This is a genomic window from Alcaligenes sp. WGS1538 (assembly GCF_043187505.1).
Lineage (GTDB): Bacteria > Pseudomonadota > Gammaproteobacteria > Burkholderiales > Burkholderiaceae_B > Alcaligenes.
Window position 1 is genome coordinate 1,776,171 of sequence record NZ_CP171109.1, and the last position, 19,296, is coordinate 1,795,466.

Consider the following 19,296-nt stretch of genomic DNA (forward strand, 5'->3'; position numbering starts at 1 on the left):
CACTCAAAATTTCCAGGACCACATCATGTTGATTTCCACCTATCAGGGCCTGATCGCTGAATTGGGCCAATCGTTGAATCTGTCAGACATGGTCGCCGGAGACGATGGTTATGTCGGACTGGTGGTCGATGGCCATGAAATCCATATCCAGTATGACGGGCAAGACAGCGTCGTCATACTGTTCACGCGCCTGCAGGAAGCCGACCCGGATCGTCGGGAGGGCATCTATACGCTGCTGCTGGGAGCCAATCTGTTCTGGCAAGGGACCCGCGGGGCAACGTTCAGCATCGATTTCGACACCGGACGGATTTTTCTGGCGGACCGTCGCGCCCTGGACAGCCTGGATGTGGATGCGGCATCGGCCTGGATCGAGGCGTTTGCCGACGTGGCGGGCTACTGGCGCGACCGGATCGACGCGGTCAACGACGGCGGCCCGCTCGGCGATGCGGACGGCCTGGATGAATCAACGCCGGGCGAAGGCTTGAACGGCTTGCCGCCCGGCGGTACGCTAGCATGAACAACTTGTTTTTTTGGTACAACCATGTCCGATGACTCCCTGTTCGCCACCCTGATGGCTGATTTCGGCTCTGCGCTGGGCATTGCCGATCTGGTCCCCACCGCTGATGGCGTTTGCCAGCTCATGATCGATGGCCGGCACATGGTCAATATCGTGGATGCGAGTGAGCGCGACCTGGTTTTCCTATCCTGCCGCCTGGCTGACCACGGGATCGACGACGCTCAGGCCGTTCGCATGGCGCGCGCCAATTTTTTGCAGGCGGGGCGCGGGGTGGTCTTGTGCGTGGGTCCCGACGGACGGCCCTATATGCAGCTCGCGTTGGAGCGCGCTGCCTGCCAGGCCGAAACCCTGGTTGCCGAGTTGGAAGGCCTGCTGGACCAGGTCGAAGCATGGACTCGCGGAGGCGACACGCAAGATGTCTCGCCCAAGCAGGGTCGAGGCGATGCGGACCCCGCCATGCTTGTACAGTCTGTCTGATTCAGGCAGGCTGACATCATGGCGGCCGGCGCGTGTCAGGATGATTTCTGGATGACGCCTTTAATGGAGTCGGCAATCTGTTTGGTGATCGTGCTCTGCAAGTCGATCATGATCGTCCACTGTTGAGTTTGCTGTTGCAGCTTGAGCAGATCGGTCTGCGAAATATTGCCATCCGCATCGGTGCTGATGCTGGAAATCGTACTGCGCAGCTTGGTTTCCTGACTGCGAATGCTGCTGTAGATCGTGTCATTGAGCGCGTTGAAGTTCATTCCGGCTGAGCCGGCAATGCTGCTGGTCATGATTGACTCCTGGGTAGGCGAAAAGGGGAGGGGGGATGTGTGGGGGCCTCTCCTGGCGGCAAGGGATTGGCGGGCCAATCCTGCAGGATTTCAACTGCGGCGGCAGCGGCATCGGCCGCCGCCTGCCATTGGGCGAACGCACCGCGAGGCAATCCGGCCGCCATGCGTGCGCGCCAGGACTGTTCCAGTTCCTTGGCGTGTTCGAGCAACGAAGCCTTCAGGACTGCTCCGCCTGGGTCGGCCAGCCGGGTTTCCAGTTCAGTGACGTTTGTCGTCATGGTTCTCATCCATTCAGCGCAGCACGATGGCGGGGCGCGGACCTTCGAAGATCAACTGGCGATCATCGATTTTAGTCAGGCGATAGTGCTGGTAAGTGCCGCCTATCAGCAGTTTAGTTCCATTTTCCAGCACAAGAAAGGGCGTGTCGCCGCTCACGACGCTGCGGATCTTGAAAGGCACAGCGTCCGCGTAGGGCTTTTCGGACTGGGACAGGGCGGCCACGCCAAAATGCGTCTGGTTGAACCGGTCCAGGACGGACTGGGCCGTGCTCATCTGTTCCGCATCCAGCGTATCGGTGCCCACCTTCAACTGATTCCGCTGCCATACCAGCGCCATGGCGCCCAGTCCCGCCGCGGCCAGTTCTCGGCTGAGCTCTGCGGCCACCTCGGACGCCAGCAGTATCCCGCTGTCCATGATCGTCATTCCGGGGAGCTGCGCCCGAACAGCCTCCATGGCGTTGGACCGGGTTTCGGAGTCGCTGGCAACGCCGGTCACGTTCAGGCGGCCGTCGCCTTCATAGCGTGCTTCATATTTGACCCCGAAACCCTTTAGAGCCTGGTCGGCCGCGCTCAGCGCTTCGGCTTCATTGCTGACCTGCATGGCCGGCATGGGCCAGATCTGCACCAGGGCGGCTGCCAGGCGGTTGCGTTCCTCCTCGTTGCGCACCCAGCCTGAAACCTGAACCACTCCGTCCGTTGAGATCGCCACGTGCAGGCGGGAGGCCAAGCCCAACTGTTCGATCGCGGCGGTGATCTTGCCGATGGATTGCTCGGCCGCGAGACGCGGGTCGGCCTGCGGGAGCGGCTCGGGCGGAGTGCGCGGCAACAATACGGCCAGCAGCAGGGCGATCGCAACGGCCAGGACCAGGACGATCAGGCCGATCCAGGCGCTCCGCGAACGACGCCGGCGTGAGCCTGGCGCCGCAACAGGGGGGGAGGCCTCTGTCGTCGTGGCTGCCGCACCGCCCGGGGGCGGGGAAGCGTCGTCCGGAGCAGGCGAAGCGGCCGGCTTGTCGACGGACGCCGATTCCGGCTCGCCAGGCTCGTCGTCAGCGGGGGGCGGCGGCAGCCAGGGGTCGGACGGTTGCGCGACGGTCACCCAGACCGATCCGAAAGATACCGGCTGATTGTAAGGGGTCGCCGGGTCGATGGCCTCTTCCGTATCCTGCGGCTCCGCAAACAGGCCCCAGCCGTCGGGACCAAGCTTCAATCTGGCCGCCTGCTCCGGCAGGCCCGCATCGGCCAGCACGATGTCGCAATCGTGATGGGTGCCCACAAGCGCATCGTGCCGGGCCGTACAGCGGGCGTTCTGGTGCAGTCCCGAAAGAATGCGCAGTTCCAGGGGCCGGCTCATTGCGGGCCCCCCGACATTGCGGCCGACAGGGCTCGGCCAGCTATTTGCGGCGTCATAATTCTACTCGGGCCAGCGGTTGTACATTGATTTCGGGGGTGAGTTCCTGGTAGGACAGGACAGGCAGTTCATAGAGGTCCTGTTCAATCATCTTGCGCAGATAACGGCGGATGTCCATGGATGTCAGCAGGACCGGCTTGCGAACGTTGCCGGAAATGTCCCCGACGGCGGCCTTGATGTTCTCGACAAGCTTCTTGGTGGTGCTTGGGTCCAGCGCCAGATAGCTGCCGGCAGACGTTTGCCGGATGGCTTCCCGGATGGTTTCCTCGATATTGGGGGCCAGCAGGTAAGCAGGCAGAATATTCTGCCCGCTGGAGTACTTGTAACTGATGTGCCGCTTCAGGAATATGCGCACGTACTCGGTCAGCAGGACCGAATCCTTCTCTTTCTGGCCCCATTCGACCAAGGCCTCGAGAACGGCGCGCAGATTGCGCACCGATATGTCTTCCGAAACGAGCCGCTGCAGAATTTCAGCTATCTTCTGCACAGGCATGATACGCAGGACCTCCTTGACCAGATCCGGGAAGTGATCTTCCATGGCATTGAGCAGGAAGCGCGTTTCCTGAATCCCGATGAAGTCCGACGAATACTTCTTCAGGACGAAGGCCAGATGCCAGGCGAGGATCTGATGGGCATCCAGGCAAGGTATGCCGGCGGCTGTCAAAGTGGCCGCCTGGTCGACGCCGACCCACAGGGTCGGAATGCCCGGCAGAAACGGCTTGTCGGTGGTGTAGGGGATTTGCAGCGCCTGCAGGTTCTGTTCCGAATCCCGCGCCAGGACATGGTCGGGCAGCAGTTGTCCCTGGGATACCGGCACTTCGGTCAGCAGGATGAGATAGGTGTTCTGGGGCAAGGCGTCGTTAAAGCGCAGTTGGATGCCGGGAAACGGAACGCCCAGATCGAAGTACAGGGCCCGGCGGATCTTGATGAGTTCCTCATTGAGTTCCTCGGCATTGAAGTGCTGCTGCAGCCCGGAGGCGACATCGATCATCAGCGGCAGCGTAGGCGCGAATTCCGCGCCGCCTTCGGAACCGGGCCTGGGAGCGGGTTGGCCGTCGGCCGCGAGTGCGGGAATTTCGGTGATCGCGCCCGTCTTCTCGTCGACAACCTTGCGCGTGCCGCGCAGAAGGACGAAACCGATGGTTCCGACGATGGCGGCAAGGGACAAGAAGGTCAAGGTAGGCATGCCGGGAATCAGGCCCATTCCCAGCGCCACGGCGGCAGCGATCAGAAGGGCGCGCGGCTGCGCCAGCACCTGCGCACCGATGTCCTTGCCGACGTTGGACGGACCGCCTTCGCCCGTCTGCACCCGGGTCACGATGATGCCTGCGCAGATGGCGATGAACAGGGCCGGAATCTGGGCGATGAGGCCGTCGCCGATCGTCAGGATGGAATAGACCTGGACGGCTTCGCCGGCGGTTAGTCCGCGCTGCAGCGTGCCGATCAGGATGCCGCCCAGCAGGTTTACCGCGACGATGATCAGACCTGCGATGGCGTCGCCTTTGACGAACTTCATGGCGCCGTCCATGGCGCCGTAAAGCTGGCTTTCCTTCTCCACCAGCGAGCGCCGCTTGCGAGCCTCGTCCATATCGATGGTGCCTGCCCGCAGGTCGGCGTCGATGGACATCTGCTTGCCCGGCATGGCGTCCAGCGAAAAGCGGGCGGCCACTTCGGCAACCCGCTCGGCGCCTTTGGTGATCACTACGAACTGTACGATGGTCAGGATCAGAAAGACGACCAGGCCGACGATCAGGTTGCCGCCCACCACGAAGTTGCCGAAGGTTTCGATGATGTGGCCGGCATCTCCTTGCAGCAGGATGAGCCGCGTCGTGGCAATCGAGATCCCCAGGCGGAACAGGGTGGTGATCAGCAGCACCGATGGAAAGGACGAGAAGGCCAAGGGCGAGGGCAGGTACATGGCGACCATCAGCAAGATGGCCGACAATGTCATGTTGGTGCCGATCAGTACGTCCACCAGCGAGGTGGGCAGCGGCAAGATCATCATGAAGATGATCGAGACGATCAGTATCGCCAGGACGACGTCGTTGCGGCTGGTGAGGAGGCTGACGACGCGATTGAGAGTATGTTGCATGATCGAGCCTAGATCGGGGGGGAGTCGGGTGCGCCACGATCATCGCCGCGCAGCTTGATATAGGCTTGCATGGCGGCGTTGGCTTCGGCAATCCGGTCCAGGGCGACCAGTGTCTGGGCACGCACCAGATGAAAGGCGATGCCCATTTCCCCTTGCAAGGCGACTTGGTCCAGGGTGTCCAGAGCGGCGGACGGCTTGCCCGAGCGCAATTGCGCCCAGGCTAATGCCGTCAGCCGGCGTCCGTCGGCAAGACCCAGCGTTTCCAGTGCCGCCAGCAGGACAGCCGCCTTTTCGGGGCGGTTGTTCTCCAGGTATACGTGCGCGAGCAGGTCCAGCAGCGCGCCGCCGTTCTGTTCGAGCTGTTCCTCGGGGGAAGTCGGGTGCGCGTCGTGATGCAAAAGGGTCATGAGAGAGCGTTCACCCCTGATACAGAACACTGCGGTACATGGCTACCAGGTCCCGCAGCTCGGCTTCGTTTTTCAATACGCGGACCGCCCGGCTCAGGATACGGCTGTCATTCCCGCTTTGATCGGCCAATGCCGCCAGGTCTCTCTGGACTTGCTGCAGGACGGCGCGAAACCGCGCAGGCATGAGCAGATCGCGGTTGCCGATTTCAGGGCGCAGAGCTTCTTCCAGGACATGGCCGATATTGGATTTCTCCAGCAACTGCGTAAGCTGCGTGCGAACGGGGTCGTCGGTCGGCGTCAGGTTGCGACGCTCGGGCAGGCCTTGGGTTTCGGCCTGGCTTCCCCGGGCGTGTACTATGCCGTCGATTCCGTAATCCAGATTCATGCGCCGGTCGATGTTCAGGTTGGGCATCAGGAGCCTCCTTTCAGGGTTCGTTGTGCAGAGCGTCGAGCCAGCGCGACAGATAATGCAGTACAGCAAGCAGTCGCCGTTCGGTGAATTCCGACTCGCTCAGCCGGACCAGCGCCAGCAGGTAAGGAATGCCGTCATATTCGCGCAGCGCCGACTGCACCGGCCAGTCTTCCAGGCGGCTGTAGTGGGCGCGCTTGCAGGCTTTCAGCAGCCACTCGCTCGCTTCGTAGCGCACGGGCAGGGCGGCATAGGCCAATATGTTCGGGGTGGCGCGCTCCAGCCCCAGCAAGCGTCCCTGGCCTGTGCGGAAGATGACCTGCCCGCGGCTGTCGAACGAGAGATCGGTCATGCCGGCGGTTTCGCCAAACTGCCGCAAAGTGTCATCAGTGGCTGTCATTGTGCCTCTTCCTCGTCTATGGCGATGTCCAACGCATCCTGGACGGCGTCCAGAGTCGACCGCCGGGCGTCGTCATCGGGGAAAACCTGGATGGGAAGCGCGCGCAGCATGGCTTTGACGCCAGTCAGAAAACTCACGCGCCCTTCAGGCGACGAGACGCCGTGCTGTTGCGCCATGCTGGTCAGGCGGGATTCGCCCAGCCATTTTTCGCCGGTCAGAAAGACCAGGTCGCGCATGAGGCGCTCGTTGTCCGGCGCTCCCTGCTTTCGGGCCTGCAGGCTGCCGGACAACTCTGTACAACCTTCTAGCACGGTGGCGGCAACTTGCAGATGATACAAGTCGCTGGTCAGGGCCAGCAAGCGGCTGGGCGAGGTGGACGGCCGGGCGGACGACAAGTCGTGCCCAAGAGCCGCGATCAATTGCTGGAGACCGCGCGCGATATTCCTGCCTCCGAAGCGTTCCAGGGCCAGGCTCAGCGTCTTGCTCAACGTGTTCTCGCCCAGGACGATGTCCCGGTAGGTGTTTTGAAAGGTGCGGACGCCCGCAGCGTCGGATGCAAAGGCCGAGGCGTCGCCCAAGGCGTTCAAGCCCGCGCGTATCTGCGGGCCGCTGTCGATCTCCAGGTCGGCCAAGGCATCGCGCAAGGCCTCCAGCCGTTCGGCGGGGACGTCTTCCTGTTCGCCTTTGCGCAGGGCGTACTGCAGGGCCAGGTATTGCTGGGATACGTCTTCGAATGCCGCGGAGCTCTGCTGGCGGGGGGATCCCCGGCCGGTAAGCAGTTTATCGACCAGAACGTCGAGTTTGGCTTGCGCGTCAGGGTCGCGGCCCTGTTGCAGCATTTCGATGATTTCGGCGGGCTTCATCAGCGTCATGGCGCGGTCGGGCTTGACCTTGCGCTCGGCGTGATGCTTATCTTCGGTTTTTTCCGCCATGTGCAAGCTGATTTCCTCGGCGGAGTCTTCCAGGGAGATCAGCCCGTCCTTGAGTACGATCGCGTGCTCGCCCATCAGGAAGCCCGTCTGAGCTTGTCCGGAATTGATGTCCGCCGGTTGGCCCGATATGGAGGGCGCGGAGGCGAGGCCGCCGGTATCAATACGGTTCATAGTGAAAAAAACGTCCTTTGATTGCTGTCCCGAGGTAGTAACCTCGGGGCGTGAATAGTTCCCTGCTTCAAAAAAATATTTTTTGCATTCCCAGGCGGGGGGCGGGCCGCAATTTTGTCAGTTTCAGCGCTCGCCCTGATTCGTGGCGCGGCGATGGAACTGTTGAGCCTTGTTTGTCACCTATTCAGCAAGGTGCGAGGCGAAATTCCGGCCGCGCATCGTACCCAGACTCAGACATAGGACGATTCATCATGAATATGACAGTCAACAACTCCGGTGCTTCCTCGCTCGTGCAGATTCCCCAGGGCCCTATTGATGTTCATACCTTCCTGCAATTGGTGCTGGCCCAGAAGGTCAGGCTGATGGACGGGCAACTGGAGGTTCAGGTCAAGGCCATGCAGGACCGCAACCAGCAGCTTGCCAAGCTGAACGATGTATTGGCCAAGCTGACCGCTTTTCAGGGCGCCATCAGCGGCACCGATCCCGGCAGCAAACCCAAGGACTGGGATGTCGAAAAGCAGAAGCGCCTGGAGATTCCGTTGAATGATGCGATCCGCGAAGCAGGCATCGGAGATCTTGGCTTTACCGGCAGGGGGCAGGTCACGCCAAGGCCGGGCGAGGCTGCGGACGGTCCGGCGGGCGGGCATATGACGGACGGGGTGGCCAACTCGGGCACCACCAAAGGTCAAGTCGATGCGGCTCTTGCCAAGATCAAGGGTTTGATCGACGGCGAAAGCAACAACCAGCAGATGGACATGATCCGCATGCAAAGCCTGAACAACAAGAAGAACGAAGCCCTCGATATGCAGACTTCTTCGGTGAAGAAATACTCGGATGTTTCGTCTAACATCATCCGCAACTATTGATAGACCGGGGTGCGACACCATGGGCAAGACGACTGACGAGGTCATGCGTGAGGCCGAGGCTTTGATCGAGCAGGTGCAGCGCAGCCTGGAATCAACGGTTGAGGCCTTCCGCGATCAAGGCCTGGATCCCGAGAAGCTGCCTGCCGATGTGCAGGAGCGGATTTGGGCTGAATCCCAGGCTTTGTTTCGCAAGGACATGGAGGATGTCGAGCGCGAGGTCGCGCAAGAAGTCGCGCGGCTCAGCTTCGCGGCCGCCAGCCCCCGGGCCAGTGTTCCGCGCAAGCTGCGCAATATGATTTGACCGCCTTTGTGCAGGAGTCGTCATGAGCGAACAAATCGATTCGGGATTTACCGAAGAGGATACGGATGCGTTGGCCGCGGCTGTCGTCGATATGTGGACGTCGGGCGCCACGGTGGCTCAGGCCAAAGGCATTACCGCCGATGAATGCGAGGCGATGTATACCTTTGGCCATTCGCTATATGGTCAGGGCAAGTATGAAGACGCCTTCAAGATATTCGCGCGGCTGGTGACTTATAACCACATGGAGTCGCGCTATCAGATGGCGCTGGCCTCGGCCATGCAGATGACCGGCCGCTACCAGGAGGCCCTGCAGCAGTACATCGTGGTGACCGTCATGCGCTTGGACGATCCTGTGCCCGTCTTCCATAGCGCGGAATGCCAACTGGCTCTGGGTCAGCCGGAAAAGGCCCGCGATTCCTTGGAGTTGCTGATAGATGCCCTGTGTCAGCCAGGGGTGCATGACGGGATCAAGGCCCGTGCTCAGGCGCTGCTCAAGACCCTGGAGGCCAAGGCGAAGTAGCGCGCCCTGGCATGGAACGATTTTGCCGCACTCCGCCACTTAACACATAAGTAACCTTCCAGTGTCGGAATGGATGCAGGCAAACCTGGACACGAATACCGGAGCTCACAATGAACATTTCACTGAAAACCAATTTACCTCCTGGTCCTGCTTCCGCCGGAGCGGATTCCGAGCGCTTGCATGCGACGACGAAGAAAGGGGCGAAAGCGGGAGTCGCCCTGGAGGAGTTGTCCAAGTACATGGGAGTGGGCGGCGACAATCCCTTGGCGGGGCATCGCAAGACGCTGATAGGGGCTCTGCTGCCCGAGCCCGCCAAGGGCGGCTCGCTGGGGGATGCGCTGGACAAGCTGAGTGATTCGGCCGTTGTTCTGGGCGATATCTACGCGCTCATGGCTGTGTTTCAGCAGCTTGCCCAGCTGATGCGTGATCAGGCCCGTGAAATGCGCAATTCCGAAATGCAGGGGCAGGTGTCCAGCTTGATGGCTTCCGCAAAGGAAATACGGGCTGCCGCCAAAGACCGTGCTGCTGCTGGCACAGCTCAAGGTGTCTTGCAGATGACGGCCGGGATCGTCGTTGCGGGCTTCGGCGTTGCCAGCGGCGTGTTCGGCGTGAAGAGTGGCTTGGCGGACGGGCCGACTACGGCCTTGGGAAAACGGTGGGACGGCGTGGGTGCCATATTGTCCAGTGTGGGTCAGGGAGGCGGCCAGGCCGTGTCCGGTATCGGGACGACGACCTCGGCGGGTGTGGAGCAAGCCGCGGCGGGCCACGACGCCAAGAGGGCCGAGCGCGAGGCTGATGCCAAAGTGCGCGACCAGGGCGTGCAGCATGCGAATGAACTGATGCAGCAAATGATGGATATCATCCGCGACTTGCGCGAAAAGTACGCCAGCGTGCAGCAGTCAAACAGCGATACCAACCGCGCCATCTATCGCAACCTCTGATTGACTTTCAGATAAAGGGGTTTTCATGAGTACGACGATTTCTTCAACGGGGCCCGGATATAATCCGGCGCCGGCGGGTCAGCCTGAAAGCCGGCCGGCTGGCAAAATGTCGGCTGACGACCTGATCGGCGGCCTTGAGAAGCTGCATGCCGAAAGCGTAAAATACGTCAGTCAATTTGATGGCGCGGGGCGGTCGGAAAATGAAGCCTCGCGGGTGGGGTCGTTCGGGGCGCCAAAGCTCGAGGCTCCCGCGCGGGTATTCAGCGTCAACGATATCGTCGATTTGCTGCGCAGCCTGCGCAGCAAAGTGCAGGATGAGATGCTCAAGACCGCCCAGGAAGGCGTGCGGTCGGTCGGCATCAAGCTCAAGACGGGAAACCAAGAATCCCAGAAGTTGATCAAGGAATGGATCAGCAAATGCAAGAGCGCTGCCAAGAGGGGCACGGTAGCCAAGGTCTTCAGTTGGATCGGCCGGGCCGTGGCATTCGTGGCATCTGCTGTGACCGTGCTGGCTGCCGGGGTGGCTGCCGTGGTGACCGGCGGGGCGGCGGTGCCTTTGCTGGCAGTGGCCGTCGTGGGTTTCGCCGGCGCTTCCCTATCCTTGATCAATGCAATCTCCGCGGAAAAGGGCGGGCCTGAGTTCTCCATCGCCAATCTGCTTCGAAACACCTTGGGATGGTTTTTGACGGGTGCGTGCGGAGTGGACGCCAAGAAAGCCGAGAACATCACCAAGATCTGCGGGGGATTCCTGGCGATCAATATGCCCGTCGCCTTGCTCATCGAGCCTTCCCTGATGGGCGATATGGTTCAGGCGCTCGCTTTGGAGGCGGGTACGAGTGAAAAGGCGGCCAATGCGCTCGGTCTTACCGCATCCATCTTGTCAGCCATCGGGGTGGCGATCGCCATGATTGTTCTGACGGCTGGAACTTCTCTGGCCAGTAGCGTTACTCAAGCCGGCAGCAGCATGTTGACTTCCGGCCTGAAGATCTTCAGTTCGACTGTCAACGGCGCTTCGGCCGTCATGACGGGGTCGACTCAGATCACCACCGGGGGGCTCGGCATAGCCAAGGCCAGGCTGGAACAGAAGTCCCAGATCGCCCTCTCGAACAAGAAAGAGCTGGAAGTCCAGATGACCAAGTTGAAGAAGGCAATGGACGGATTTATGGATGACATCAAGAGAATCATCCAGGATATGGAAGAAGGCGCCCGGTTGGTCACCCAGATGCTGGCCTCCGCGACGGACAGTATGGAGCAGGTCACGAAGAACATGAGCGGCAGATCGGTTTGATTCTGCTCGAAAGGAGAGTTCAATGTCCCGCACGATAGCAGCCGAAGTTTCTCGCAGTCAGTTTGCCCAGGAGCTGTACGACGAATTGCAGGCTCTGCCGGGCAGTTCCCGCCTGACGGACGAGCAGCTTGAAGTCATCTACGCCCTGGCGTATGCCCATGTGATGCAGGAGCAGTACGCCCAGGCGCTGCCGATCTTTTCCATCCTGGCTGTCTATGGGCCGACTCGCCGGCACTATCTGGCGGGCTTGGCGCTCTGTCTGGAGATGTGCGGGCGCTACGACGAGGCGATACATATGTACTCCGTGCTGACGCTGTTGTATCCCGATGGCCTGGAGCCCGCCATGCAGGTGGCGGAGTGCCGGCTCAAGCTGGGCCAGCATGCGGAGGCTCTACAGGAACTGGATCAGGTGCTGGCCATTATTGCTGAATCTCAGGGGCGGTTTGATGCGCTGCGGCCGCGCGCTCAGGTGCTCCGGGATTTGGCGCAGAAGCAGGTTACTTGATGGGAATGGGTCGACATCCTCCGCCCGGAACTGCGATATCCGGATCCGAAGCCGCCTCCACCGAGGTGGCTTTTGTGCTTGACGCGCGTGAAGCCCGCTTCCTGACCGAGGTGGGCATGCTGGCTGCCGGCCGCGGGGACGTCACGCGCGCCGACAAGGTCTTTACATTCTTGCGCCACCAGCGCCCCGACCGGGCCTTTCCTCTGATCGGGCTGGCGGTGGCGCGCCTGAACGCCGGCACGCCGGCCGAAGCGGTCCGGCTGCTGCAGGATATCCGCCTGCCTGACGCGGACGAGCAGGGTGTCGTTCAGTCCTGGTGCGGCCTGGCTCTGCAGTTGGCGGGTCGTTCCGCGGAAAGCCGGCATGTGCTGCACGAGGCCGCGCAGGGCCGCGGCGACGGGGCTGTGCTGGCCCGGCAACTGTTGGGGCTGGCTTCTGATGTGTCCGAAAAATAGCTGAGCAAGGAAACTGATAATGGAAATCGCCGCTCTCTCGACTGCACTGGCAGCGCAGGCGCTCAACAATAGCGGGGGAGGCGTCAGGGCCGAGCCTTCCAGCCTGGCGACCGAACGCTTCAATGCCATCATGAACGGAATCCAGGAGCCCGGACTCAACGGCGCGAGCGCGGTTTTGCAGCCCGCCATCGCAGCAGCGCCGCCCGAGGCGGCGCCGACGCTGGGCAGCCAGATCCTGTCGGGGCTGCGCGGGGTGGCGGGCGATTTTTCCGACAAGTGGAAAGACATTTCCCACAGCCTGGACGGCCTGGGCGCGCAGCCGGCCATCAGCGACATGTTGCGCCTGCAGACTGAATTGCTGCAGGTGTCCGTGCAGTATGAATTGGTGGGCAAGGCCGTGGCGAGGTCCACGCAGAATATCGATACCCTGGTCAGGATGTCTTGATGCGGCTATTTTCTTCCAGGACTGGCGGCGTATGGCTTGTGCGCCGCGTCTTAATGGTCATGTTCCTGTCGATGTTGGCCGCATGCGGGTCCAACGTGACACTGTATTCGGCAGTCAGCGAAGGCGAAGCCAATGAACTGCTGTCCGTCCTGCTGGATTCGGGAATCAAGGCTGAAAAAGTCGCCGACAAGAGCGGGGTGTCGGTGTCGGTCGATGGCGCCCAGGTGGCGCGTGCACTGGACATCCTGCGTTCGCGCGGGCTGCCCCGGGAACAGTTTGCGGGCATGGGACAGGTTTTCCGGAAAGAAGGCCTGGTGTCCTCTCCCGTGGAGGAACGCGCACGGTACGTCTATGCCCTGTCGCAGGAACTGACCAGCACCTTGTCCCAGATGGACGGCGTGCTGGCGGCGCGGGTGCATGTGGTGCTGCCCGAGCGCGGCGAGATCGGCGAGGCGGCCTCGCCATCGACCGCGGCGGTCTTCATCAAGCACCAGGTCGGGGTCTCCTTCGATGCGCTCAAGCCCCAGATCCGGCAGTTGGTGACGCACTCCATTCCGGGGCTGACCGAGGATCGGGTGTCCATCGTACTGGTGTCGGCACAGCCCCGGACGGATGCGGTCCATTCCGCGCCGGTCCTGACCCCCGTGTTCGGTTTGCAGGTGGCGCAGGGCTCGGCGGGCGGCTTGACGACGCTTCTGGGCTTGCTGGTACTGACGATTCTGGCCCTGGCGGTCGCTCTGGCGTATCTGTCGTGGCGTGCTGGCTGGCTGCCCGGACGTCTCATTTCCCGGATGCGCCAGGAGCCGAGCCTGGCGCCGTCCGCGCCCCGGAGGGCTGAATGACGGTGCGGGAACTGTTCACGACGCGTATGATGGAATTCAATTTCCTGCCCAGCGTCACCTTGCATCCCAGCCGGCACGCTTTCTTTGACGCGCCGACGGTAGCCGTGCCGGAGGCTATCCCCGCAGCGGTATGGCATAGACATTGGTCGCGGCTGATCTTGCGTCGGCTGGACCTGTTCGAGCGGCCTGTTCTGGATGCACGTCGTCCCGAGCTGGCTCTGGCCTTGTTGCCGCCTGACGGGCTGGCTCGCGTGGGGCGTTACCTGGGAGCGGTCCTGTATGGACGACGCCTGCGTCAGGTGATCGAAGGAGACGAGATCCGGCGCTTGATGACTCTTCTAGGCCCGGATGTCCTGGATTTTGCCCGCAAGCAGGATATGGACGCTGATGTCGATTCGTTCAGCAAGGCAGGCGAGGAGGAACGACGCATTTCGGCGGACAATGTGGATTCTCTGGGGCGGGCGGCCATGCTGACGATTCTGCGGGGCGCAGGCCCGGAACTCAGCCTGCGCGCCGAGCTCAAACTGGCTGACGAGCCTCCCCAAGGGGTGGCGATCGGGCCGCAGGCGCTGCTGGGCAGGGCGCTCGACATTCTCAAGTATCTCGAACCTTTATGGCATTCCTCATTTCCCGCTCTGCGGTGACGCCCTGGAGACTGGCCGCCACCCTGGCCCCCTCGACTCGCGTGCTGCGGGCCGGGGAATATGCCGCTTGGGTTGAGGCGCAGGCCTTGATCAATCATGCCCAGGCCCAGGCTGACCAGATTCTCTCCGGAGCGCAGGCGGCGTTCGAGGCCGAGTGTCAGCGCGGCTACGAAGATGGCAGGCAGGATGCTTTGCTGAGTCAGGCCGAGAAAATGATTGAAACCGTCGGTCGGACAGTGGATTATTTTGCCAACGTGGAAAATCGCATGGTGGATCTGGTCATGGCGTCCGTCCGCAAAGTCGTGGATGGTTTCGATGACCAGGATAAAGTCATGATCGTCGTGCGCAATGCCTTGGCGGTCGTACGCAACCAGAAACAGATAACGCTGCGCCTGCATCCCGAAGACCTCGAGCTGGTGCGGGGGCGGATCAACGACATCCTGGCCGCTTATCCGGGGGTCGGCTATCTGGATCTGGTGCCCGACGCCCGCCTGGAGCGGGGAGCCTGCATACTGGAAAGCGAGATCGGCATGGTCGAGGCCAGCCTGGAAGGCCAGATCGCCGCCCTGCGGTCCGCCTTCGAGCGCACGCTGGGCAGCCGGGTCTAGGGAGCGGAAATGGTGCGCCAGTTCGATTACATCACCGAAATGATGGAAATGGCCTTGCATGATGCGTCCACCTTGTGCATCAAGGGGCGGGTGACGCAGGTCATCGGGACCATCATCAAGGCGGTGGTGCCCACCGTCAAGGTCGGGGAGGTCTGCGTTTTGCGCAACCCCGGGGAAGACTTTGAAATGAAGGCGGAGGTGGTCGGCTTTGCGCGCGATGCGGCCCTGCTGACGCCCTTGGGAGACATGTACGGCATTTCCTCCGCCACCGAAGTCGTTCCGACCGGCCGCGCCCACCTGGTTCCGGTGGGCGAGGGCCTGCTGGGCCGGGTGCTCGACGGCCTGGGCCGTCCGCTCGACGAGGACGAACGGGGCCCCCTGGAGGCCAGCAAGTTCTATCCCGTCTTCGCGGACGCCCCGGATCCCCTGACGCGTCGCATCATCGACAGGCCCCTGGAGCTGGGCGTGAGGGCGCTGGATGGGATGCTGACCTGCGGCGAAGGGCAGCGCATGGGCATTTTTGCGGCCGCGGGCGGCGGCAAATCCACCTTGATGGGCATGCTGGTCAAAGGAGCCGATGTCGATGTCACCGTCGTTGCCTTGATTGGCGAGCGTGGCCGGGAAGTGCGTGAATTTCTGGAACACGAGCTGGGCCCGGAAGGTCGGCGCAAGAGCGTCATCGTCTGTGCGACGAGCGATAGATCGTCCATGGAGCGCGCCAAGGCCGCTTATGTGGCCACGGCCATCGCGGAATATTTTCGCGACCAGGGCAAACGGGTTCTGTTCCTGATGGATTCGGTGACGCGTTTCGCCCGTGCGCAGCGCGAGATCGGGCTGGCGGCCGGCGAGCCGCCCACCCGCCGCGGATTTCCGCCCTCGGTCTTCGCGACCTTGCCCAAGCTGATGGAACGAGTGGGCATGAATCAGTACGGTTCCATCACGGCGCTCTATACCGTACTGGTGGAAGGCGATGACATGACAGAGCCGATCGCGGACGAGACCCGTTCGATTCTGGACGGTCACATCGTGCTGTCGCGCAGGCTGGGCGCCGCCAACCATTATCCGGCGATCGACGTGCTGGCTTCGGCCAGCCGGGTCATGAATGCGGTCGTCACGCCGGAGCATCGGCTTCTGGCGGGGCGCATCCGGGAACTGATGGCCAAGTACCAGGAGGTCGAGCTGCTGGTCAAGATCGGCGAATACAGGCAAGGGGGAGATGTCGTCACTGACGAGGCTATCGAGAAGATCGAGGCCATCAACCGATTTCTGAAGCAGGGTACTGACGAGCACTCGACCTTGGACCAGGCGCTGGAGCGCATGGCCGCCATCGTTGGCACGAGGAGGTGATCCATGAGCATTTTTCAAGATTTGCTGGCAATCAAGCGTTTTCGGGAGGGACAGGCTGAATTGGCGGTCATGCGTCAGCGCCAGTCGCTTCTTCAGATGCAGCAGCGCAGCGCTGAAGCGCGAGAGCAACTGGCCCGGTTCCGCGAGCTTTCCCTGCAGCGGGAGCAAGACATGTACCAGGATTTGTGCAGTCGCCTGGTCCGCGTCGGCGAGATCGAAGACGTCCTGGACGGCGTGGCAGAGCTGCGCCAGGGCGAACGCGAACGGGAAGCCGGTGTCGAGCAGGCCGCCGAGCAGGAGCGCGAGGCGACCGCCGCGCTGAACCAATGCCGCGACATGCACCGCGAAGCATCTCGCGTGGTTCAGAAGTTTGTCGAGCTGACCAGCGTGCACGCGGCGGAACATCTGCGCGAACTGGAACGCAAGGAAGACCTGGAAATGGAAGAGGCTGCCTCCATGGCCAGAGATCGCGATGATTGGCAGCTTCATGATGACTATGAGCCCGCGTGACCATGGCCGAATCTCGCACGAACCTGAACATAGGCCTTGGATCCGGTGCATCCGAATTGCCCGAAAAGGAAAGGCCGCAAGCCCGGCGGCAAGCATCCGATGCCGATCGGCAGGCCTTCGAGCAGGCGCTGTCGGGTCCTGCCGAGGAGGCCGCCGAGTCCGACCAGTTTGCCGAGTCCGCCGTCTTGCCGGGCCTGCCGCGTCTGCCCAAGCCATTTACCTTTTTTTCGGATACGGCCCGCCCGGACGACGCTTGTACCGGAGCAGCCCGGGACATGGATGAGCAATCGCCGGATGCGGCGGATCGTCCGCTGACGAGCGACGGCGGCAGCGGACGCCGGGAAACCCGCGCTGACTTGAAGTCAGGGGTCCTGCCGGGGCTGGTGGGATTCGCTCACGAGGAGGCCGCCGGGGCCGACCAGGCTCCGACCGCGCCTGTCGCCGCATCCGGCCTCCCGCCGGACCTGCCCAGACCGTTCGCTTTTTTCTCGGAGCCGTTGCGCTCGGGAGAGGCGTGCGGCGACGTCCCTCATGGGCTGGCCAGGCAACTGTCGGATATCGCGGATCGCCTGCTGGTGGGGGACGGCAGCAGCGGCCGGCGGGAAGTCCGTATTGATTTGAAGGCGGAGGTCCTGCCGGGAGTGTCGATGTCCATTTATGAAGAGGCCGCCCGCCTGGTGGTTGAGTTCACGTGTGTGCTGGACGCCTCGCGCGATACACTTTGCCGCTGTGCACAGCCGCTGGCCGACCAGCTCGCCGATTCGCTCCATCGTATGACGATGGTACGGGTGCATATGGATGATCCGGACGATTTGCGCCCGTTTGAAGCGGCTGGCGCCGCGGGATGAAACCTGATTCATGGATGCAATGAGTTTGCCACTTCCCCTGCCTGCAGCCCTGCCGCGCCTGAGTGCGAGCAAGGCGCAGGCTTTGACCTTGGTCGCGGTGCACGGCGCCGGTATGCGGGTGTCGCTGCCCGAGGCGCGGGATGGCGAGTCCGCACCGGGAGAGTGGCTGCTGGACTTGACTCCCGGCGTGCCCGACGCCTTGCGGCAGGCCGCGAGCCATAAGATCGATCTGACCTGGGCGGGCGCTTCCCTGCGCGTCCGTGCGACGCCGGGGGCCCTGTTGGCCTGGGCGAATGCGAGGACGCCGGATCTGAGCCTGGACGCGTTGCCCGCCGCCCTGCAGGAGGCGGCCCTGGAGGCTGCGCTCGGTGAAGCGTTGGCGGCGCTGGCGCCGCTGGCCGCCGCCGATCCTTTGCGGATGGCCGTGGATGCGACGGAGGTTTCGTTGCCGCATGCCTGGACTTTCAGCGCCCGATCCTTGCCCGACGGCGGACTGGCCCTGATGGTGCTGGAGGCCGATGACCTGGGGCTGATGCTGCTGGCGCGTATGCTGAAGCAGGCGAATCCGGGAGGGACGGGCGTACTGGGCGATGCCGACCTGCCGGTGACCTTGCGCGCGGAACTGGGCCGGGCCGTCCTGCCCTTGTCCGAACTGCGGTCCCTGGCCGGCGGCGACGTGGTCCTGCTGGATGAGTACTGGGTGGATGCGCGCGGCGAACTCTGGCTGTGCATTCCCCAGGGGCAAGGGGTGCGTGTGCGCGCCGAACATTCTTCTTATATAGTGACCCAAGGCTGGACCACGCTCATGACTCAGGATTCCCCCGCTTCCCTCGACCCCATTCCCACGGAGACGGATGCTCCGTCCGCGGAACCGCTGGCGCTGGACGCCATCCCGATAAAGCTCACCTTCGATCTGGGCGATCGCACGTTGCCTTTGTCCGAGCTGCGGCAATTGCAGCCGGGGGCCGTCTTTGACTTGCAGCGGCCCTTGACCGACGGCCCTGTCATGATCCGGGTCAACGGCGCCTTGCTGGGAACGGGGACATTGGTCGATATCGACGGGCGCATCGGCGTGTGCATCGCCACGCTCGGCAAGGACGGCACATGAGCGGCAATTTCGATCCCATCAGCCTGGCCGTCATACTGGCTTTGCTGGCATTGCTGCCTTTGATGGCGGTAATGACGACCTCGTTTCTGAAACTGGCCGTCGTATTCGCTCTGGTGCGCAATGCGCTGGGCGTCCAGCAGGTGCCGCCCAATATGGCGCTTTATGGTTTGGCCATTATTTTATCGGTCTATGTCATGGGGCCGGTGGTGATGCAGGTGGGGCAGGAATTGCGTACCGTTCAGGTCCCTTCCGCGCAGACGGCCGCGCCGGCTGCGGGAGACCAGATCGGCGCTGTCCTTGACGCGGTGATGCGGGGGGCGGAGCCTTTGCGAGCCTTCATGCTCAAGAACAGCAAGCCCGAGCAACGGGATTTCTTCGTGCGCACCGCCCGTCAGCTATGGGGCGAAGCCCAGGCCCGCGATCTCCAGCAGGACAATCTGATCGTCTTGATTCCCGCTTTCCTCGTTTCGGAACTGACCTCCGCCTTTCAGATCGGTTTTCTGTTGTATCTGCCCTTTGTCATCATCGACCTGATCGTATCCAACATCCTGCTTGCCATGGGCATGATGATGGTGTCCCCGGTGACGATCTCGATGCCGCTGAAGCTGTTCCTGTTCGTCATGATCGACGGCTGGACCCGCTTGATCCAGGGCCTGGTCCTGTCGTATTCCTGAC

26 protein-coding genes are annotated in these 19,296 nt (G+C 62.4%); 18 read left to right on the forward strand and 8 right to left on the reverse strand.

Annotation, left to right across the window (positions count from 1 at the left end; translation table 11 throughout):
* Positions 1-25: 25 nt before the first annotated feature.
* The gene (locus ACF3ND_RS08355) at positions 26-517 is read left to right on the forward strand and encodes a type III secretion system chaperone (protein ID WP_394065611.1); all 492 of its coding nucleotides are present in this window, start codon (positions 26-28) and stop codon (positions 515-517) included.
* A 24-nt stretch (positions 518-541) separates the two neighbouring features.
* The gene (locus ACF3ND_RS08360; protein ID WP_394065612.1) at positions 542-994 is read left to right on the forward strand and encodes a type III secretion system chaperone; all 453 of its coding nucleotides are present in this window, start codon (positions 542-544) and stop codon (positions 992-994) included.
* Between the two features lie 35 nt (positions 995-1,029).
* Here ACF3ND_RS08360 and ACF3ND_RS08365 read toward each other — a convergent pair whose 3' ends face one another.
* Genes ACF3ND_RS08365 through sctW form a run of 8 tightly spaced genes read right to left on the reverse strand, consistent with a single transcriptional unit; the run spans position 1,030 to position 7,393 of the window.
* Positions 1,030-1,293, reverse strand: a complete 264-nt coding sequence (locus tag ACF3ND_RS08365; RefSeq protein ID WP_394065613.1) for an EscF/YscF/HrpA family type III secretion system needle major subunit — start codon at positions 1,291-1,293, stop codon at positions 1,030-1,032.
* Positions 1,290-1,571: a hypothetical protein gene (locus tag ACF3ND_RS08370; RefSeq protein WP_394065614.1), complete on the reverse strand. Its 282-nt coding sequence runs from the start codon at positions 1,569-1,571 to the stop codon at positions 1,290-1,292. Before ACF3ND_RS08370 ends, ACF3ND_RS08365 begins: the two co-directional genes overlap by 4 nt.
* 13 nt (positions 1,572-1,584) lie before the next feature.
* The gene (gene sctD / locus ACF3ND_RS08375) at positions 1,585-2,925 is read right to left on the reverse strand and encodes a type III secretion system inner membrane ring subunit SctD (protein WP_394065615.1); all 1,341 of its coding nucleotides are present in this window, start codon (positions 2,923-2,925) and stop codon (positions 1,585-1,587) included.
* 52 nt (positions 2,926-2,977) lie between these two features.
* Complete coding sequence (sctV, locus tag ACF3ND_RS08380; RefSeq protein WP_394065616.1) at positions 2,978-5,074, reverse strand: type III secretion system export apparatus subunit SctV; 2,097 nt, start codon at positions 5,072-5,074, stop codon at positions 2,978-2,980.
* Positions 5,075-5,082: 8 nt separating this feature from the next.
* Entirely contained in the window at positions 5,083-5,481 is a 399-nt protein-coding gene (locus ACF3ND_RS08385; RefSeq protein ID WP_394065617.1) for a hypothetical protein, read from the reverse strand.
* Between the two features lie 10 nt (positions 5,482-5,491).
* Positions 5,492-5,893: a hypothetical protein gene (locus tag ACF3ND_RS08390; protein ID WP_394065618.1), complete on the reverse strand. Its 402-nt coding sequence runs from the start codon at positions 5,891-5,893 to the stop codon at positions 5,492-5,494.
* A 13-nt stretch (positions 5,894-5,906) separates the two neighbouring features.
* Positions 5,907-6,290: a hypothetical protein gene (locus tag ACF3ND_RS08395; RefSeq protein ID WP_394065619.1), complete on the reverse strand. Its 384-nt coding sequence runs from the start codon at positions 6,288-6,290 to the stop codon at positions 5,907-5,909.
* The gene (gene sctW, locus ACF3ND_RS08400) at positions 6,287-7,393 is read right to left on the reverse strand and encodes a type III secretion system gatekeeper subunit SctW (RefSeq protein WP_394065620.1); all 1,107 of its coding nucleotides are present in this window, start codon (positions 7,391-7,393) and stop codon (positions 6,287-6,289) included. Before sctW ends, ACF3ND_RS08395 begins: the two co-directional genes overlap by 4 nt.
* Positions 7,394-7,644: 251 nt before the next feature.
* Here sctW and ACF3ND_RS08405 point away from each other — a divergent pair, with 251 nt between their 5' ends.
* The 16 genes from ACF3ND_RS08405 (at position 7,645) to sctR (ending at position 19,295) form a co-directional block, all read left to right on the forward strand.
* On the forward strand, positions 7,645-8,259 hold the full coding sequence (locus ACF3ND_RS08405; protein WP_394065621.1) for a hypothetical protein: 615 nt from the start codon (positions 7,645-7,647) through the stop codon (positions 8,257-8,259).
* A 19-nt stretch (positions 8,260-8,278) separates the two neighbouring features.
* Entirely contained in the window at positions 8,279-8,560 is a 282-nt protein-coding gene (locus tag ACF3ND_RS08410; protein WP_394065622.1) for a hypothetical protein, read from the forward strand.
* A 22-nt stretch (positions 8,561-8,582) separates the two neighbouring features.
* Entirely contained in the window at positions 8,583-9,080 is a 498-nt protein-coding gene (locus tag ACF3ND_RS08415; RefSeq protein ID WP_394065623.1) for a SycD/LcrH family type III secretion system chaperone, read from the forward strand.
* 110 nt (positions 9,081-9,190) lie between these two features.
* Positions 9,191-10,021 (forward strand): type III secretion system translocon subunit SctB, encoded by an 831-nt coding sequence (gene sctB, locus ACF3ND_RS08420; RefSeq protein WP_394065624.1) that lies wholly within the window; start codon positions 9,191-9,193, stop codon positions 10,019-10,021.
* A gap of 25 nt (positions 10,022-10,046) precedes the next feature.
* Positions 10,047-11,309 (forward strand): type III secretion system translocon subunit SctE, encoded by a 1,263-nt coding sequence (gene sctE / locus ACF3ND_RS08425; protein WP_394065625.1) that lies wholly within the window; start codon positions 10,047-10,049, stop codon positions 11,307-11,309.
* Positions 11,310-11,331: 22 nt separating this feature from the next.
* Positions 11,332-11,814: a SycD/LcrH family type III secretion system chaperone gene (locus ACF3ND_RS08430; RefSeq protein ID WP_394065626.1), complete on the forward strand. Its 483-nt coding sequence runs from the start codon at positions 11,332-11,334 to the stop codon at positions 11,812-11,814.
* 74 nt (positions 11,815-11,888) lie between these two features.
* Entirely contained in the window at positions 11,889-12,269 is a 381-nt protein-coding gene (locus ACF3ND_RS08435) for a hypothetical protein (protein ID WP_394065627.1), read from the forward strand.
* A 19-nt stretch (positions 12,270-12,288) separates the two neighbouring features.
* A complete protein-coding gene (gene sctI, locus ACF3ND_RS08440; RefSeq protein ID WP_394065628.1) occupies positions 12,289-12,714 on the forward strand; it encodes a type III secretion system inner rod subunit SctI in 426 nt (141 codons plus the stop codon).
* On the forward strand, positions 12,714-13,556 hold the full coding sequence (sctJ, locus tag ACF3ND_RS08445) for a type III secretion system inner membrane ring lipoprotein SctJ (protein ID WP_394065629.1): 843 nt from the start codon (positions 12,714-12,716) through the stop codon (positions 13,554-13,556). Before sctI ends, sctJ begins: the two co-directional genes overlap by 1 nt.
* Complete coding sequence (locus ACF3ND_RS08450; protein WP_394065630.1) at positions 13,553-14,200, forward strand: SctK family type III secretion system sorting platform protein; 648 nt, start codon at positions 13,553-13,555, stop codon at positions 14,198-14,200. Before sctJ ends, ACF3ND_RS08450 begins: the two co-directional genes overlap by 4 nt.
* Positions 14,170-14,808: an HrpE/YscL family type III secretion apparatus protein gene (locus ACF3ND_RS08455; protein WP_394065631.1), complete on the forward strand. Its 639-nt coding sequence runs from the start codon at positions 14,170-14,172 to the stop codon at positions 14,806-14,808. The genes ACF3ND_RS08450 and ACF3ND_RS08455 overlap by 31 nt, the downstream gene beginning before the upstream one ends.
* A gap of 12 nt (positions 14,809-14,820) precedes the next feature.
* Positions 14,821-16,155, forward strand: a complete 1,335-nt coding sequence (sctN, locus tag ACF3ND_RS08460) for a type III secretion system ATPase SctN (protein WP_394065806.1) — start codon at positions 14,821-14,823, stop codon at positions 16,153-16,155.
* 3 nt (positions 16,156-16,158) lie between these two features.
* Positions 16,159-16,665, forward strand: a complete 507-nt coding sequence (locus tag ACF3ND_RS08465) for a type III secretion protein (RefSeq protein ID WP_394065632.1) — start codon at positions 16,159-16,161, stop codon at positions 16,663-16,665.
* Positions 16,662-17,513, forward strand: coding sequence for a hypothetical protein (locus ACF3ND_RS08470; RefSeq protein WP_394065633.1), 852 nt, complete (start codon positions 16,662-16,664; stop codon positions 17,511-17,513). Before ACF3ND_RS08465 ends, ACF3ND_RS08470 begins: the two co-directional genes overlap by 4 nt.
* Positions 17,514-17,532: 19 nt before the next feature.
* On the forward strand, positions 17,533-18,621 hold the full coding sequence (gene sctQ, locus ACF3ND_RS08475) for a type III secretion system cytoplasmic ring protein SctQ (RefSeq protein WP_394065634.1): 1,089 nt from the start codon (positions 17,533-17,535) through the stop codon (positions 18,619-18,621).
* Positions 18,618-19,295: a type III secretion system export apparatus subunit SctR gene (gene sctR, locus ACF3ND_RS08480; RefSeq protein WP_394065635.1), complete on the forward strand. Its 678-nt coding sequence runs from the start codon at positions 18,618-18,620 to the stop codon at positions 19,293-19,295. Before sctQ ends, sctR begins: the two co-directional genes overlap by 4 nt.
* Position 19,296: the final 1 nt, after the last annotated feature.